Here is a 16,275-nt window from a genome sequence, read left to right as displayed (position 1 = left end):
AGCCTCGCCACGCGTTGTTTCCCGACACGAAGTTCATCAATGTCAGGACGCGGTTCAGTCTTCCGCCAGCGGATGACGGGCAAACACGAGCGAAGTGTTGATCCCGCCGAAGGCGAAATTGTTGCTCATCACATGGTCGACCTGCAGCATGCGTCCTTGTCCGCGGACATGGTCCAACGGAGCGCAGCGCGGGTCCACCTGGTCCAGGTTCAAGGTGGGGGCGAACCAGCCCGCGCGCATCATCTCAATGCTCAGCCAGGCTTCGAACGCGCCGCAGGCACCCAGCATGTGGCCGACGTAGCCCTTCAGCGAGCTGATCGGCACGCCGGCCCCGAACACTGCGGCCGTGGCCTGGCTTTCAGCGATGTCGCCATGGTCGGTGGCCGTGCCATGGGCGTTGATGTAACCGATCTGCGACGGCGCCAGACCGGCGTCTTCCAGCGCCAGCTGCATGGCGCGCGCCATGGTCGGGCTGCTCGGCTGGGTCACGTGCTGGCCGTCGCTGTTGCTGCCGTAGCCGCGTACTTCGGCCAGGATCGGCGCTCCGCGCTCCAGCGCATGCTGGCGCTCTTCCAGCACCAGGGTGCAGGCACCTTCACCCAGCACCAGGCCATCGCGGCCGGCATCGAACGGGCGCGGCGTGGTCTGCGGCGCGTCATTGCGCACGCTGGTGGCATACAGGGTGTCGAACACGGCGGCCGCCGTGGCGTCCAGCTGCTCGGCGCCACCGGCCAGCATCACCGTCTGCCGGCCGGCGCGGATCGTTTCGTAGGCTTCGCCGATGCCCTGGCTGCCGGACGTGCACGCGCTGGAGGTCGTGTGGATGCGCCCGCTCAGTCCGAAGAACACCCCGATGTTCACCGGTGCGGTATGGCTCATCATCTTCAGGTAGGTGGTGGCGGTGATGCCGGCGGTGGTGAAGCTGTTGAGCATGCGGCCGAACTCACTGATCGCCTCGTGGCTGCCTGCGGACGACCCATAGGACACCCCGGTGCGTCCGCCGTGCAGCACCGGATGGTCGAGCAGGCCGGCCTGCTGCAGCGCCAGTTCGCTGGCGCGCACGGCCATCAGCGCCACCCGCCCCATCGAACGGGTGGTCTTGCGGTTGTAGTGCGCAGGCAGCTCGAAGGCTTCGGCGGGCGCGGCCAGCCGGGTGTTCAGCCCTTCGTAGACATCCCATTCCGGCATCGCGCGCACGGCGTTGCGCAACGAACGCAGGCGCGCGTGGATGCTCGGCCAGTCCTGGCCCAGCGGGCTGATCGCCGCTGCACCGGTCACCACCACGCGGCGTCCTTCGCGCTGCATCAGGCCAGGCCTCCGTTGACCGATATCACTTGGCGGGTGATGTAACCGGCATCGGCCGACAGCAGGAACGATACCGCCGCGGCCACTTCATCCGGCGTGCCGACACGGCCGGCGGGAACCAGCTTGAGCGCGTGCTCGACCACCGCAGCGTCCAGCATCTCGGTATCGACCAGCCCGGGGGCTACGCAGTTGACGGTGATCCGGCGACTGGCCAGTTCCAGCGCCAGCGCCTTGGTGGCGCCGATGATGCCGGCCTTGGCGGCGCTGTAGTTGACCTGGCCGCGGTTGCCGATCAGCCCGGACACGGAGGCCAGGGTGACGATGCGCCCCGGCTGGCGGCGCCGCACCATCGGCATCACCAGCGGGTGCAGCACGTTGTAGAACCCATCCAGGTTGGTATGCAGCACCTGGTCCCAGTCCGCTTCGCTGAGCGCCGGGAAGGCGCCGTCGCGGGCGATGCCGGCATTGCACACCACGCCGTAATACGCGCCATGGGCGGCCACGTCCGCTTCCAGCGCGGTGCGCGCGGCGGCGCGGTCACTGATGTCGAAGGCGAGTACGCGCGACTGCCGGCCCATCGCGATGATCTCCGCGACCACGGCCTGCGCTTCGGCGATGCGGCTTCGGCAATGCACCACCACGTCGAAGCCGTCGCGGGCCGCGCGCAGGGCGATCGCACGGCCGATGCCGCGGCTTGCACCGGTCACCAGCACGGCAAGATTGGCTGTCATGCGTTTCCACTCTCCAGGTAAGCCTGCGCATCGGCCGGTTCGAACACCGATACGTTGGCGTCGACCCATGTCTCGGTGCCCGCACTGATACGGCACGCGAACATCCCCAGGCCATTGTCACCCATCAGCTCGCGCCGCGCGTGGACCACCAGCGCGGTACCCGCCGGGAACACGGAAACCTGGCTGCTGTAGCGGCGACTGCCAAGCAGGAAACCGATCTGCGGCGGGCGCCCGTCACGCCGCGCACGGCAGCCCGCCCACGCCGCGATGGCCTGCGCCATGTACTCGATGCCGATCCACGCAGGCACGCCGCCTGCCTGGTTGAACAGGCCCGAGGCCGGCACCACCAGCGCCACCTCGATGCTGTCCTCGTCCCAGCGCAGCACCTGGTCCAGCAGCAGGGCGCTGCCACGGTGCGGCACCACGTTTTCGATCGGATGGATCCTCATGCGCCGGGCGTCCGCTGCAGGGCCAGCACGGCATTGCTGCCACCAAAGGCGAACGAGCTGCTGAGGACGCGCTGCAGGGAGGCGACCGCCAACGTGCCCGGGGCCACCAGGGCCAGCGCGGGCAGCTCTGGATCAGGCTGGCCATCCCACCAGTGCGGCGGCAGGCGGCCTGCCGGATTTTCGGCGAGCGCGATCCAGCACAGCGCCGCTTCGATCGCCCCGGACGCGCCCAGTGCGTGGCCGGTCAACGGCTTGGTGGAACTGGCCGCCACCTGCCCGCCCAGCACGGCATGCACCGCACGCGATTCCATCGCATCGTTGTGGCGGGTGGCCGTGCCATGCAGGTTGATGTAGTCCACGTCCGTCGGTGCCCAGCCGGCGCGCTGCAGCGCCTCGCGCATGGCGGCGATGGCACCGGCACCACTCGGTTCAGGGGCGGACATGTGGTGGGCGTCCGAGCTTTCGCCCCAGCCGGCGAGCTGTACCGGGCCCGGCTCGCGGGTCAGCAGGAACAGCGCGGCCCCTTCGCCGATGTTGATGCCCGCCCGCGTTGCCGAGAACGGCAGGCAGCGGGTGGTGGAGATCGATTCCAGCGCATTGAAACCGGCCACGGTGAAGCGGCACAGCGAATCGGCACCGCCGGCGATCACCGCGTCCACGATGCCGGCGCGCAGCAGGCGCGCCGCCGAAGCCATCGCCTTGGCACCTGAAGAGCAGGCAGTGGACAGCGTCCACGCCGGTCCCGTTGCACCGCTGCGATGGCGTACGAATGCCGCCGCGCTGCCCATTTCCTGCTGGCCATAGGCGAAGCTGTCCGGCCAGCGACCGCTCTCCTCGCGCGCACGCAGGGCCGGCTCGGTTTCACCGATGCCGGAGGTGCTGGTGCCGATCACCACCGCGACCCGCCCGGCACCGTAACGCTCGATGGCGGACTGTACGGCGGGGGCGATCTGTTCCAGCGCAAGGTCCAGCAAGGCATTGTTGCGGCCCCGCAGCGCGGTGGGCAGCGCGGACAGATCCGGCAGCGTGGCGTGCACCCGACCCAGCGCCAGGGTGCGTCCGGGCAGCACGTCGTCGCAGTCGCTCAGCCCACCGGGGTGGTCGGCGAACAGGCCGGCGGCGACCGGCGCGCGGCCGGCGCCGAGCGCGCAGACGATGCCCATGTCGTTGAGGAAAATGGGCGCGCTCACGGGGCTTCCTCGCCGGTGGGCACCGAACGGATGGTCAGCGAATAGCCTTCGATGCGGTTGTCCAGCTGCAGGCTGCCATCGTCGTTGCGCTGCAGCCGCAGAGCCTCGACCCCGCCACGCTGCAGCCGGCGCACGCGGCCATCGTCGACCACCTGCCATCCGTCGGTCAGCACCGCGGCAATCGCCGTGGTCGGCCACAGCGCGAACTGCAGATCGTCCAGCACGCGGTCGGCACGTACCTGCCTGGGCAACCAGGCAGCGCGCTGCTCCTGCAGGTTCCGGCCATCCCACTGCACGCGGAAGCCGGTCTGGCCCATTGCCTGCACCAGCAGCTGCACCTGGTCGGCATCGGCTTCAAGCAGCGCATCCAGGTCGCGTTCGGCGCGACCGAAGCGGAAATGCAGCTGCTGCTGCAAAGCGAGCGTTCCCTGCAGGCTGGCCGGTGACAGGCGCAGCGGCGGTAGCGCCGCATCGGTCCGCGCCGGCCGGCCGGCACAGGCGGCAAGTAGCAAGGTGAGCAGGATCACGGGCAGGAGACGGCTCATGTCACGGGTTCCTGTCGTTGAAGGGGGCGCGGGGCGGAACAGCGGCGACAGCAGCCATACCAGCCCGATGCCGAGCAGCAGGGTCATGCCGAAGGCCCGCAGCGCCGGCGTATCGGACAGGCCGAGCAGGCCGAACGAGAGCCAGGTACTGGCCGCACCCACGCACACTGCGACCCAAGCGCTGGGGTCGCCGCGGTGTTCCAGCAGGAAGATGCCGTAGTCGATGCCCATGCCCAGCAGCAGCATGAGCGCCAGCACGTTGAACAACTGCAACGGATAGCCAAGCAGGGCCAGCACCGCGAGGGTCAGGCTGCCGGCCAGCAGGGTCGGCACAATCACCCGCCAGGCGTCGCGGCGGTAGCGCCACCACAACGCGGCGAACACCAGCGCGACACCTGCCAGCAGCATGCCGCTCATCAACTTGCGGTAATGCCCCAGCAGGCGCGAGAAATCGGCGGTGCGGTCGACCCAGCGCACGCCGGGCAGACCGGCGCCGGCCTGGTCGAGGTCGGCCAACGCACGTGGCTGTGACAGGTCATCGACCAGCACCACGCTGGCCACGCCCTCGCCCAGTGCACCGATCCACAACGGACGGAACGGTGCCGAGGCCGGCGAAGCGAGGAAGGCCTGCAGGTCGATCGGGGTGCTGGCGAATGCCGGTCGCTGCAGCACCTCGCCACTGACCGCGCCGACCGCCTGCAGCACGGCCGACTCGGCCTGCGCGGCCAGCCGGGCATCGGCATCCTGCTGCGCCGGAGACGGCAACCAGTCACTCAGCGCGCGGTGGCTGCCGATGCGGCCCTCGCCCTCCAGTGCGCGAAGCCGCGCGGTCAAGGCTTCTTCGCGCTGCAGCAGCTGGCCGGCATCAGCGCCCTGCACCAGGAAGAACTGCGCCGGGCTGGGCATGCCCAGCAGGCGCGAAATGCGGATCTGCTGTTCCATCAGCGCCGGTGGCGAAGACTGCAGGCTGCGCAGGTCGTCGTCCACGTGCAGGAACAGCATGCCGCCTGCGGAGAACAGCAGCAGGGCCGCGATCACACCGCCCAGCGACCGACCACGCAGCCGCGGCCAACGCTGCAGCGTGTTGCCCAGCCAGTGCGAGAAGCGGGTCTGTCGCACCGTTCCACCATCCAGCCACGGGAACCACAGGATCACGGTGACGAACGCGGCTGCCAGCCCAACCACCGAGAACAGTGCCATCTGGCGCAGCCCGGGGAACGGGGTGATGGCCAGCGCCAGATAGGCCAGGGCGCTTGTCAGAAGCGCCAGCCACAGCCCGGGCAGCAGATGGCGCAGCAGGGACCAGCGACTCTGCCGCGGCGCTGACTGGCGCGAGGCGAACCAGTGGATGCCGTAGTCCTCTGCCACGCCCACCAGCGAGGCACCGAACACCAGCGTCAACAGATGCACCTTGCCGAACACCAGCACGGTCACGGCCAACGCCACGCCACAGCCGACCAGCAGCGACATCGCCACCAGCAGGATCGGGCGCAGCGAACGGAATGCCAGCCACACCAGCAGCAGCACCGCGGCCAACGAGCCCCAGCCAATCGTGTTGATCTCGCGGTTGGCCTGCACTGCAGCGGCTTCGGCATGCAGCGGCACGCCTGCCTGCAGGATCTCCACCCCCGGTGTGGCGTTCGTCGCGGCCTGCCCCGCGCGTTCCAGCAGCGCGCCGATGTGCGGCTCGCCATCGAGCTTGAAGGCCGAATCGCGGGTATCGAAGCGCAGCACCGCCCACTGCTTTCCTTCCGCCTGCAGCAGGCCGTCTTCGCCCAGCCGCAACCCCGCCGCCTTCGCCTGCTGCTGCCACCATGCCGGCCACAGGCCCAGCGGATCCTGCAGCCAGGCGGTCAGCCGTGGTCCGCCCATGGGGCCGTACAACTGGGCCAACGCCTGTTGCGCCAACGTATCCGGCGCGGTGTGCTGCAGGGTGTCGCGCTGTGCGGGGGTCAACAGGCGGTCACGGTACGGCGCGTAGAACGTACGTGCCTCATCGAACCATCCGTCGAGTGCAGCGGCCGGTTGCAGCAGCGCGGCATCGGCATCGCCTGCCATCGCATCGGCGAAGGCCGCCTGCGCGCGCAGCGTGGCGGCTGGATCCGTGCTACCCAACAGCACCACCACGTCACGCGAGTTCGCATCGGCGATGCGCCGGGTCACATCGGACAGCAGCCGGTCCTGCGCATCCTGTGGCAGCAGCGCGAGGATATCGGTATCGATCGGCGCATGCTGCCGCCACTGCAGGGCCTGCTGCACGCCCAGCCCCAGCAACACCAGCAGCCAGACAAGGGCCAGCCAGCGCCAGCCGCGATGGGGGATATCAGCCAACGGTCCGCGATCAGTCAAGACGTGCCGCCTCGTCCGCCGCCAGCGTGGCCGGTGCCTCGGTGAGGGCGCTGAAGGTGAGGCGGGTGCGGTCCTTGCTGGCCTCCACGATGTCGACCTGGCGGACGTAGCGGTCACCCCGCAGCTGCAGGGCGCTGAACGCCTTGGCCAGCATCGGCGACCTGGGTGTCAGCGACAGGGTCCAGCCCTTCGCATCGCGTTGCGCATCCACCGTGAACTGGCCGGACAGCGCCTGCACGTCGCCGCTCATCAGCGCGAACAGGATCGCGTTGACCGAGCGCATGGCAGGCTGTTCGCGTGCATCCAGTTCGACCCGGGTACTGCCGTCGGGCTGTCGGCTGAGGATGCGCTCGGCAGTGATCACCATCTCCGACGGGAACGGTTTCAGCGTGGTCCAGATCACCCCGCGCTCGCGCGCCACCACGAAGCGGCCCTGCGAACGCAGCGGGTTGCGGAAGCCGGCGACCTGCTTTTCCTGGCTGAACTCGCCGCGCAGCACCGCCGGCCGTGCGACTTCGCGGGCGATCGCCTGCACGGCGTCGTCGGCGGCGCCGGCCACGAACGAAACGAAAAGCAAGCCGGACAGTGCCAGCAGGCGCAGGAAATGACGGGACTTCATGGCGCGGGAACTCCGAGTTTCTGCCACAGGATCGGCGGGCACAGGTACTGCATTTCACCGCTGGCGGCATCAACGGCCACCTGCACAGTGTGCGCACGGGTCAGCCGCTCACCGCTGCCGGCGTCGAAGATTTCGTAGCTGATCTTCAAACGGTTCTCCCATTCGACGATGCGCGCCACCACCCGCACCTGCTGCTGGAAACGCAGCGGGCGCACGTACTTGACCCGTGCATCCACCACCGGCCACAGATAGCCCGATTCCTGCATCTGCGGATAGTCGTAGCCGTAACGCTGCAGCAGCGCGCAGCGCGCGATCTCGAAGTACTTGAAATAGTTTCCATGCCAGACCACCTGCATCGGGTCGCAGTCGTGGAAGGCGGGCGACAGGGTGATCTCTTCGACCCACTCATGCATCGGGGTACAGCTCCCACTGACGGCTGCGGATGTCCTGCAGAAGCTGGCGCAGCTCGCCATCCAGCGCGCGGTCTTCTTCGATCAGTGCGATGCGCTGGCCGAGGTCGTCGTGCATCGCGGCAAGTTCACCCTGCAGCTGCGCCTGCAGGCCGACCCGCTGGCGCAGGGCCACGGCCTGGCGTGCGGCGATCAGCATGCCGGCGACCACCTGTTCGGTAAGCTCGATCACCCGCAGGCAGTCACGCGCGGCGATGGTGCCCATGCTGACCTTGTCCTGGTTGTGGCATTCGGTGGACCGCGAGAACACCGAGGCCGGCAGCGTGTTCTTCAGCGCCTCGGCGGTCCACGCCGAAACGCTGATCTGCAGCGCCTTCAGGCCGTGGTTGATGGCTGCACGCGGACCGGTCGCAGCGGACAGGTTGGCCGGCAGGCCGTGGCTGTAGCGCGCATCCACCAGCAGCGCCAGCTGGCGATCCAACAGGTCGGCCAGGTTGGCCACGGTATTCTTCAGCGTGTCCATCGCCAGCGCGATATGCCCGCCGTAGAAGTGCCCGCCGTGCAGGACGCGTTCTTCGTCCGGGTCGATGAGCGGGTTGTCGTTGGCGCTGTTGAGCTCGGTCTCGATCAACTGGCGCAGGAACGGCAAGGTGTCTTCCAGTACCCCGATGACATGCGGGGCGCAGCGCAGCGAGTAACGATCCTGCAGGCGCTGTTCGTTGCGCGGCGGGCGATCGCTGTGCAGGTCGGCACGCAGCCGCGCGGCGATGCGCGCCTGGCCCGGGTGCGGCTTGGCCGCGAACAGCGTTTCGTCGAAATGGTGCGCGTTGCCATCGCTGGCCAGCACGTTGAAGGCGGTCAGGCGCGTGGCCAGGCGGCACAGGTAATCCGCGCGCTGCCAGGCCAGGCAGGCCAGGCCGGTCATCACCGCCGTGCCATTCATCAGCGCCAGGCCTTCCTTCGGCCGCAGCCGCAACGGCTGCATGCCTACCCGCGGCAGCACCTCGGCGGCGGACTGCACACTGCCTTCGAACAGCACCTCGCGCTCACCGCACAGCACCGCCGCCACATAGGACAGCGGGGTCAGGTCGCCGCTTGCACCGACCGAGCCCTCCGCCGGGATGCGCGGCAGCACGTCATGCTGCAGCAGGGTGGCGAGGCCTTCGAGCAGCGCCACGCTGGTGCCGGACATGCCCTGCGACAACGAGGCCAGCCGCGCCGCCAGCACCGCGCGCGTTTCCTGTGCATCGAGGAAACGACCCAGCCCGCAGCCATGGTAGGTGTACAGATGGTGCGGCAGTTCGGCTACCAGCGAAGGCGGGATCACCGTGGTGCAGGAATCCCCGTAACCGGTGGTCACCCCGTAGACCACGCCGTCTTCGCGCAGCAGGCGGTCAAGGAAATCCGCGCCGCGCTGGATGCGGGCGCGGAACGCCGGCGCATCGTCAAGCACGGCCAGCGCGCGGCGGTCGGACAGCGCGACGACATCTTCGATGCTCAGCGGACCGGCGCCGAAGCGGCAGGGGGGAAGCGGGTCATTCGGCATCGGCGGCCTGGTCCCAGAACGGAAAGAAGTTGAACCAGTCCAGCGGCGATTGAGTCACCTGCTGTTCCAGCCATGCGGCATAGCGTTGCGCGCAGTCCTGCAGGGCGCCCTCGCGGGCACCGCGTGGCAGCACGATGCGTTCGTCGAACAGATCGAAGCGGACCCGGTAACCGTCGCCCTGATGCAGGCAGGACAGCGTGTACACCGGGCAGGCCAGCGCGGCGGCGAGCACATAGCCGCCCACCGGGAACGGCGCGCGATGGCCGAGGAAACCGGCATGCACCACGCGTTCGCTGTGCACCGGCACGCGGTCGCCGACGATCGCCACGAAGCCGCCAACGGCAACCCGCTGGCCGAGCGTCATCGCCATCGCCGGCCCTACCTCGGTCACCTGCACCAGCTCCACCGACGCCAGCGGATCCAGCCGTGCCAGCAGGCTGTTGAAGCGCTGCGCGTGCTTGGTGTGGACCAGCACGGTGAGATGCAGGCCCGGGACTTTTTCAGCCAGCACCTGGCACAGCTCCAGGCAGCCGACATGTGCGGTCAGGAACACCCCGCCCTGCGCGCGACCAATGCGCTGCAACGCCTCGTTGTCGTGCAGCTGCAGGCGCTGCGGCGGGTAGCGCCGTCCCAGCGCCAGCAGCTTGTCCAGCATGGTGTCACCGAACAGCGCGAAGTGACGCAGGCTGTCCAGCCAGTTCGGCGCGCGCCCCAGTGCCCCGCTGTGCGCCTGCAACCGCTGCAGGTACTGCAGCGAGGCGCGGCGCGCCAGGCCGTTGGCCAGCCAGTGGCAGGCCACCGCCGGCCAGGCGCACACCCGGTACGGCCAGCGCCCGAACCAGCGGTGGATCCAGCACAGGACCAGTACGCCGCGTACCGACGTGCGCTCGCCGATGTCCGCCCAGTGCGGCGCGGCAGGGCCGGGACGGGCGGCCATCAGGGCAGCCCCCGCAGGCGCCGCCGCAGCAATCGAGGAGCTCGCCGCAGCATTCCCCCGAACAGCCGCGCGTGCATGCCGCTGATGCGCAGGTTGTCGCGCCACACATCGAAGTGCGAGACGCCGTCCTTCGGGTACGTGACCGGCGTGGCGAGGTGATGCACCGGCACCTCGCGCCAGTACAGACGCACCAGGATCTCGGTGTCGAAATCCATTCGCCGGCCGATGGTTTCCTCGGCCATCACCTGCAGCACCGGTGCCAACGGATAGACCCGGAAGCCGCACATCGAGTCGCGCAGGTGCAGCGACAGGGTGTTGATCCAGACCCACACATGGGTGCCATAGCGGCCGTAGAGGCGGATCTTCGGCACGGTTTCATCGTAGGCCGGGATACCGCAGATGACCGCATCCGGACACTCGCGCGACAGCGCGGCGAAACGGCCCAGCTCGGTGGTGTCATGCTGGCCATCGGCGTCGATCTGCAGCACGTGGGTGTAGCCCAGGCGCGCGGCTTCGCTGAAGCCGGCCAGCATCGCCCCGCCCTTGCCCTGGTTGTGTTGCAGCCGCAGCAGGCCGACGCCCGGCTGCCGTGCCAGCACGGCCAGCACGGCCGCGCAGTCCGCATGCGATCCGTCATCCACCAGCAGGCACGGCAGTCCCGCAGCGCGGATTCCGGCCACCACCTCGGCGATGGCGTGCTCATGGTCATAGACCGGTACCACGACCAGCAGGGCGTACTCGGCGGCGGGAACCAGGGAATCAATCGGCATCGGCGAACAGTACTTTGCCACTGGCGTGGATGCCGTGATCGGAGCTGAACCGAAATCCCAGCACGCCGCGCGCCGCGTCCCAGTCCAGCTGCAGCATGAGCACGTCGTGCGGGCGCGCAACGTAGTGGAACTTCAGCGCATCCATGCGCAGGAAGCGGGGTGGCAGGTCGAATGCCTCGCGGCCCAGGCGGATCGCCCAGTCCAGCTGGGCCACGCCCGGCAGCACGGCGACTTCGGGGAAATGACCCTCGAAGGCGCCCAGGTCGGGCTCCAGTACAAGCTGCACCCGTGCCGTGGCGGCATCGCGCGCAAGCCACTGCGGTGACGGAAGCGTTTTCTGGAACAGCGCCTGCAGCAGTGCCTGGGTCGGTTTGCCTTGTGCATTGACGGGCAGTGCGGCAACCAGCCGCCAGCGCCGCGGCCGGGTCACCGCGTCATGGCCCTGCGCCAGCAGTGCGGTGAGACGGCCGATGAAAGCACGCCGCTCGGCATCACCGGCCTGCGCCAGCGCAGGGTCGCTCGGCACGATCACCGCGGCCAGCTGCTCGCGCGTACCCGGCAGCACCAGCACCTGCGCTTCGGCCACGCCCGCATCGCGGCACAGGGCCTGTTCCAGCGCGCCCAGCGAAACCCGGCGCTCTTCGATCTTGACGATGCGGTCGGCCCGCCCGAGCAGGCGGAAGCCGCCGCCAGCACTGGCTTCGGCACGGTCTTCGCTGCGCCACCAGCCGCCCTGCGCAAGATGGGCCGATGCCACCGCCAGCTGGCCGTCGTCGATGCGCCACTGCACGCCGGGCAACGGCTGCCACGCGGGGGCATCATCCGCGCAAACGCGCCAGGCGATGCCACCGGTTTCGCTGCTGCCGAACACTTCGATCGGCGCGATGCCCAGCACCTCGCGCACGTCCGCGGCGGCCTGTGCCGGCAGCGGCCCGCCGGAGGAAAACACCGCGCGCAACTGGCCGCGCGCGGCGGCCCAGTCCAACTGCGGCGGCAGTCGTTTCAGGTGCGCCGGGGTGGCTACCAGCACACTGGGTGCGGCGCCCAGCGCGGCTACCAGGTCTTCATGGAAGAAACGTCGTGGCTGGATCGCCCGGCCCGCTGCCAGCGGCCACAGCACGCGGAACAGCAGGCCGTAGATGTGCTGGTGGGAGACCGTTCCCTGCACCTGCGCACCGGCCAGCAGCGCACCGAAGGCCTGCTGCAGTGCCTCGACTTCGCTGCCCAGCTGGTCCAGGCGTTTTTCGATCGCGGCCGGCTGGCCGGTGCTGCCGGAGGTGAACACCACCAGCCGGCAGGCGTGTGGATCCAGCACGACGCCGGTGGGGGGAATGTCAGTGGGCGGTGCCGCGTGCAGCGGCTGCCAGCACGCATCGACATCGCCGACGAAGCCGTCCACATGCGGTCGCAGCGCCTGCAGCGTACCGGGCAGGTCGTCGCCCGGCAGGTGGACCCGCTTGCCGGCCGCCCACGCCCCCAGCAACGCGGCGGCGAAGGCCAGGCTGTCGTTGAAGTAGAGCGCCCAGTCACGCCCTTCGGCGGCCGCGAACGCAGCCTGCCAGCGGCGTGCCCGTGCCAGCAGCCCGGCGTGGTCCAGCACTGCGCCGTCGAGCGCGCCGACCGTGCGGCCAGGCCGTGCGGACTGCAGCAGCAGGTGCAGCGGGATCCACTCAGACATGGCCATGCGCTGCCTTCACCCGGCGCCGCACGGTCCATTCCCCGGCATGCAGCAGGCCCATCAGCAGATAGGCCAGCAGGCCGTTGTACAGCGCCCACGTAGCATCTGAGGCCCACAGCGCAGTGGCCAGCGCCAGGCTGCCATTGAGCACGAAGAAGCCACACCAGACCTGGGTGACCCGGCGCGTGTAGACGATGGCGAACGGCGGCAACTGTGGATCCTGCAGGCGTGCGAAGCGCTCGACCACGGTCGGGGGATGGCGCAGGCTGACCAGGAAGAACACCAGCAGCACCGCATTGACCAGCGCCGGATACAGTTTCAGCGGCAGCGCTTCATTGCCCAGCAGGGCCACCACGGCCAACACGCCGGTGCCGGCCGCCGACCACATCCACAGCCGTTCGCGCGTGCCCAGCGCGCGCAGCAGCGCCACCGCGAACAACAGCAGCGACAGCCAGCGCGGCTCGAACCGGCCCATCGCCAGGTACATCAGCGGCGGATAGGCCAGCGACAGCAGCACCAAAGCCAGCCTGCGCGGATGGGACACGAGGGAGGTCCGGCGCGCGCGGTCAGGCAGCGGCCGGGTCGGGCAGCAGCCCATGCACCACATCGACCACGTCCTGCACGGTGCGCACCGTCTTGAAGGCATCCGGCTGCAGGTTGCGGCCCAGCAGCGGCTTCAACTGCACGATCAGGTCCACCGCATCGATGCTGTCGATGTCCAGGTCGGCATGCAGCCGCGCGCCAGGCACGATCAGGGCCGGATCGATCTCGAAGCTGGTCGTCAGCAGGCGGGCGATGTGGTCGAACAGGTCGGTCTTGGTCATGGCGTTGAGGTCACTCACGCGCGGCTGCCGGCGACGAAGGCCGCCAGCGCCTGCACGCTGCCGAAATGGCGGCGGGTTTCTTCCGAATCCGCGGACAGGCTCACGCCGTATTGCTTCTGCAGGGCCAGGCCCAGCTCCAGTGCATCGATTGAATCCAGGCCTAGGCCTTCGCCGAACAAGGGCGCGGTCGCATCGATTTCGGCGGCGGAAATGTCTTCCAGCGACAACGCCGAAATGATCAGCTCCTTGATCTCGTGCTCAAGTTCCTGCACGGGGCAGCTCTCCACAGGGTTGGAAGTATCGGGTGAGATGGTCGGTGACGCGCCGCGCGGCCAGGGCTTCCCCTCCTGCCGCTGCGTCTTCGTCGATGAACGTGCCGATCGGAATGTCCTCACCGACCTCCAGCGAAACGTGGAAGCGTCGCGGGGGCACACGATACCATTTCCGCCCCTTTTCCAGCGTCGGCGGAGTGCAGCGTATCCGTACCGGGGTGATGTCCCGCCGGCCGCGCACGGCGATGTTGGCCGCGCCGCGGCGCAGTTTCAGCGGCTGGCCGGGCTCGCTGCGGGTGCCCTCGGGAAAGATCACCAGGCAGCCTCCGCCGCGTACCGTGGCGATGCCCGCTTCCACCAGCGCCGGCCCGTCATCGTTGACGATGTAGCCGGCGGCCCGGACGGTGGCGCGCATGAATGGATTGCGGGCCACCGCGCGTTTGACCACGCAGTCCGCATCCGGCAGCAGCGCGACCAGCAGCACCACGTCGATCAGGGTCGGATGATTGGCCAGCACCAGCAGGCCTTCGCGCTGCAGCCGTGCCGCGCCGCTGACCGAAACCGTGAGCACGCCGAGGCGGCGCATGATCGCCACCTGCAGGGCGAATCCCCGTTGGACGCCCCGTCGCGCGAGCCGGCGGCGGCACGCGGGGTCGCGCACCAGAACCAGCATCAACGGCGCCACGACTACCCCGGCAACCAGCCCGCCCAGCCCGAACGCCGCAAAGCTCAGGCCGGTGGCCAACACCCGCCAGGCCCGGTCCAGGCCGCGCAGCAGCGCCTCAGCGGACACGCTTCCAGGTCCAGCACTGGCCGTCGATCGCCCGTTCGCAGGACGGCTGCGCGGACAGCAGGAAACGCTGCAGGTCCAGCGCATGCGGCAGCAGCCCGGGCAGATCATCGGCCTGCCCGGTGGCCTGCCAGCCCAGCTGCAGGCGCATGCCCGGAGCATCGGGGCGCCGGACGCGCCAGCACCAGGCGTGGAACGGAGCCGGCTCATCGATGAACTCCGCATACAGTGCCGGCAACGGCGGGTCGTAGACCACGATGCGGACTTCCTCGGCGCCATCGGCGAGCAGCCCGGCCGCTTCCAGGCAGGCCGCTTCGGCCGTGGCCTTGCCCGCCGCCAGTGCCAGGTTGTTGCCGCGGTGGCCGCGGGTGATGGAGTACAGCGCGCCGATCGCGTTGTGCACCGACAGGCCGAAGGTGGTGGGTGAAAGCGCTTGTTCGGCCACCAGCGCGGCCAGCAGCTCCATCGAACGGGCGACATCGCCATGGCGGCTGGCGAACACCAGTGGCACGCGGCTGTCCGCCCCCTCGCCGGCTTCGCACCAGCAGGCGGCCTGGATCGCCATGCGGCCCAGCCGCTCGATCCGGCGACGCTGCATGGCCGGTACTTCCGGCAGCCCGGGCGTGTCCTCGCCTTCGGGCAGCCAAGGTGCCTGCGCCCAGTCCTGCCAGGCGCTGCGGGTGGCCAGCCCGGGCGCCCAGGCGGCCCAGTCAACAACGGAAAACTCGATCATTGCGGAACAACTGCTGCGGTTGCGCGGAGCGCCGCACGCTAGCACGGCCGGGGCGGAGAGCGTGACGACCAACGTCCAAACCCACCACGACAACGGTCGTCACTCATCGCGCCTAGTGATAGCCGGCGTCGGCTTCCACCTTGCCGCGGAATACCCGGTACGACCACGCCGTGTAACCCAGGATCACCGGCAGCAGCACCACCAGGCCGACCAGGCTGAAGCCCAGCGACGACGCCGGCGCCGCTGCGTCCCACAGGGTCATGGTAGGTGGCAGGAGGTAGGGCCACATGCCCAGCACCAGCCCGGCGAAGCCGAGCACGAACAGGCCCAGGCTGAGCAGGAACGGCGGCAGATCGCGCTTGGGATGCAGCGCGCTGCGCCACAGCGCGGCGGCCACCGCCAGGGTCAGGATCGGCACCGGCGACAGCCACCAGAAATTGCCGTCGGAGAACCAGCGCTGCATCAGGTGCGACTGCAGGAACGGCAGCCAGCTGCTGACCAGCCCCATCGCCACGATCACCGCCACCACCAGCGGCCGGGTCAACTGCCGGGCCAGCACCTGCACCGGGCCGGTGGTCTTGAGGATCAACCAGGTGCTGCCGAGCAAGGCGTAGCCGGCCACCAGCGAGGCACCGGTCAGCATCGCGAACGGGCTGAACCAGCCGAGCGCACCGCCGGTATAGACCCCGTCGACGATCGGCAGGCCCTGCACCAGCGCACCCAGGATGATTCCCTGGGCGAAGGTGGCCAGCAGCGAACCCAGCCCGAACGCCACGCTCCACAGCCGCTTGGAGCGATGCGCCTTGAAGCGGAATTCGAAGGCCACGCCGCGGAACACCAGCGCCATCACCAGCAGCAGCACCGGCAGGTACAGCGCCGACAGCAGCGCGGCGTACGCCTTCGGGAAGGCCGCCAGCAGGCCCGCACCGCCCAGCACCAGCCAGGTTTCGTTGCCGTCCCAGATCGGCGCGGCGGTGTTCATCATCTGGTCCAGTTCTTCTTCGCTGTGGGCGAACGGGGCCAAGATGCCGATCCCCAGCACGAAACCGTCCAGCACCACGTACATCAGCACGCCGAAGCCGATCACCGCGAACCACGCCACCGGCAGCCAGGTCATCAGGTCCATG

General features: G+C 69.2%; 17 protein-coding genes and 1 pseudogene. All 18 read right to left on the bottom strand.

Annotated elements, in window-relative coordinates:
- Positions 1–54: 54 nt before the first annotated feature.
- The 18 genes and pseudogenes from IFT63_RS15700 to cydB all read right to left on the bottom strand — a co-directional run bounded on the left by IFT63_RS15700 (position 55) and on the right by cydB (position 16,274).
- Entirely contained in the window at positions 55–1,305 is a 1,251-nt protein-coding gene (locus IFT63_RS15700; RefSeq protein ID WP_042612455.1) for a beta-ketoacyl-ACP synthase, read from the bottom strand.
- Positions 1,305–2,036 (bottom strand): 3-ketoacyl-ACP reductase FabG2, encoded by a 732-nt coding sequence (locus IFT63_RS15695; protein ID WP_042612456.1) that lies wholly within the window; start codon positions 2,034–2,036, stop codon positions 1,305–1,307. Before IFT63_RS15695 ends, IFT63_RS15700 begins: the two co-directional genes overlap by 1 nt.
- Entirely contained in the window at positions 2,033–2,485 is a 453-nt protein-coding gene (locus IFT63_RS17615) for a hotdog family protein (RefSeq protein WP_042612457.1), read from the bottom strand. The genes IFT63_RS15695 and IFT63_RS17615 overlap by 4 nt, the downstream gene beginning before the upstream one ends.
- A complete protein-coding gene (locus IFT63_RS15685; RefSeq protein ID WP_192085035.1) occupies positions 2,482–3,675 on the bottom strand; it encodes a beta-ketoacyl-ACP synthase in 1,194 nt (397 codons plus the stop codon). Before IFT63_RS15685 ends, IFT63_RS17615 begins: the two co-directional genes overlap by 4 nt.
- Entirely contained in the window at positions 3,672–4,220 is a 549-nt protein-coding gene (locus IFT63_RS17725) for a DUF3261 domain-containing protein (RefSeq protein ID WP_042612459.1), read from the bottom strand. Before IFT63_RS17725 ends, IFT63_RS15685 begins: the two co-directional genes overlap by 4 nt.
- Before the next feature lie 30 nt (positions 4,221–4,250).
- Positions 4,251–6,569, bottom strand: a pseudogene (locus IFT63_RS15680) (hypothetical protein); the annotation flags it as partial.
- Positions 6,562–7,188, bottom strand: coding sequence for an outer membrane lipoprotein carrier protein LolA (locus IFT63_RS15675; protein WP_042612461.1), 627 nt, complete (start codon positions 7,186–7,188; stop codon positions 6,562–6,564). The pseudogene IFT63_RS15680 and the gene IFT63_RS15675, both read right to left, overlap by 8 nt.
- Positions 7,185–7,601 (bottom strand): acyl-CoA thioesterase, encoded by a 417-nt coding sequence (locus IFT63_RS15670; protein ID WP_042612462.1) that lies wholly within the window; start codon positions 7,599–7,601, stop codon positions 7,185–7,187. Before IFT63_RS15670 ends, IFT63_RS15675 begins: the two co-directional genes overlap by 4 nt.
- Complete coding sequence (locus IFT63_RS15665; RefSeq protein ID WP_192085033.1) at positions 7,594–9,144, bottom strand: aromatic amino acid ammonia-lyase; 1,551 nt, start codon at positions 9,142–9,144, stop codon at positions 7,594–7,596. The genes IFT63_RS15670 and IFT63_RS15665 overlap by 8 nt, the downstream gene beginning before the upstream one ends.
- Entirely contained in the window at positions 9,134–10,081 is a 948-nt protein-coding gene (locus IFT63_RS15660) for an acyltransferase (RefSeq protein WP_192085032.1), read from the bottom strand. Before IFT63_RS15660 ends, IFT63_RS15665 begins: the two co-directional genes overlap by 11 nt.
- Positions 10,081–10,851, bottom strand: coding sequence for a glycosyltransferase family 2 protein (locus IFT63_RS15655; RefSeq protein ID WP_042612465.1), 771 nt, complete (start codon positions 10,849–10,851; stop codon positions 10,081–10,083). Before IFT63_RS15655 ends, IFT63_RS15660 begins: the two co-directional genes overlap by 1 nt.
- Complete coding sequence (locus IFT63_RS15650) at positions 10,841–12,529, bottom strand: AMP-binding protein (protein ID WP_192085031.1); 1,689 nt, start codon at positions 12,527–12,529, stop codon at positions 10,841–10,843. Before IFT63_RS15650 ends, IFT63_RS15655 begins: the two co-directional genes overlap by 11 nt.
- Positions 12,522–13,073, bottom strand: coding sequence for a hypothetical protein (locus IFT63_RS15645; RefSeq protein WP_342450505.1), 552 nt, complete (start codon positions 13,071–13,073; stop codon positions 12,522–12,524). Before IFT63_RS15645 ends, IFT63_RS15650 begins: the two co-directional genes overlap by 8 nt.
- A gap of 22 nt (positions 13,074–13,095) precedes the next feature.
- A complete protein-coding gene (locus IFT63_RS15640) occupies positions 13,096–13,371 on the bottom strand; it encodes an acyl carrier protein (protein WP_235305984.1) in 276 nt (91 codons plus the stop codon).
- On the bottom strand, positions 13,368–13,625 hold the full coding sequence (locus IFT63_RS15635) for a phosphopantetheine-binding protein (protein WP_042612466.1): 258 nt from the start codon (positions 13,623–13,625) through the stop codon (positions 13,368–13,370). Before IFT63_RS15635 ends, IFT63_RS15640 begins: the two co-directional genes overlap by 4 nt.
- Entirely contained in the window at positions 13,612–14,418 is an 807-nt protein-coding gene (locus IFT63_RS15630; RefSeq protein WP_342450504.1) for a lysophospholipid acyltransferase family protein, read from the bottom strand. Before IFT63_RS15630 ends, IFT63_RS15635 begins: the two co-directional genes overlap by 14 nt.
- Positions 14,408–15,148 carry a beta-ketoacyl synthase chain length factor gene (locus IFT63_RS15625; RefSeq protein ID WP_192085029.1) on the bottom strand — a complete coding sequence of 247 codons (741 nt, stop codon included), beginning with the start codon at positions 15,146–15,148 and terminating at the stop codon, positions 14,408–14,410. Before IFT63_RS15625 ends, IFT63_RS15630 begins: the two co-directional genes overlap by 11 nt.
- A gap of 112 nt (positions 15,149–15,260) precedes the next feature.
- A complete protein-coding gene (gene cydB, locus IFT63_RS15620) occupies positions 15,261–16,274 on the bottom strand; it encodes a cytochrome d ubiquinol oxidase subunit II (protein WP_192085028.1) in 1,014 nt (337 codons plus the stop codon).
- Position 16,275 lies beyond the last annotated feature (1 nt).

The sequence above is a fragment of the Stenotrophomonas sp. CFBP 13724 genome, from assembly GCF_014841975.1.
Taxonomy (GTDB): domain Bacteria; phylum Pseudomonadota; class Gammaproteobacteria; order Xanthomonadales; family Xanthomonadaceae; genus Stenotrophomonas; species Stenotrophomonas lacuserhaii.
The sequence above is the reverse complement of the archived record's forward strand: the minus strand, read 5'-3'. Positions and strand labels throughout refer to the sequence as shown.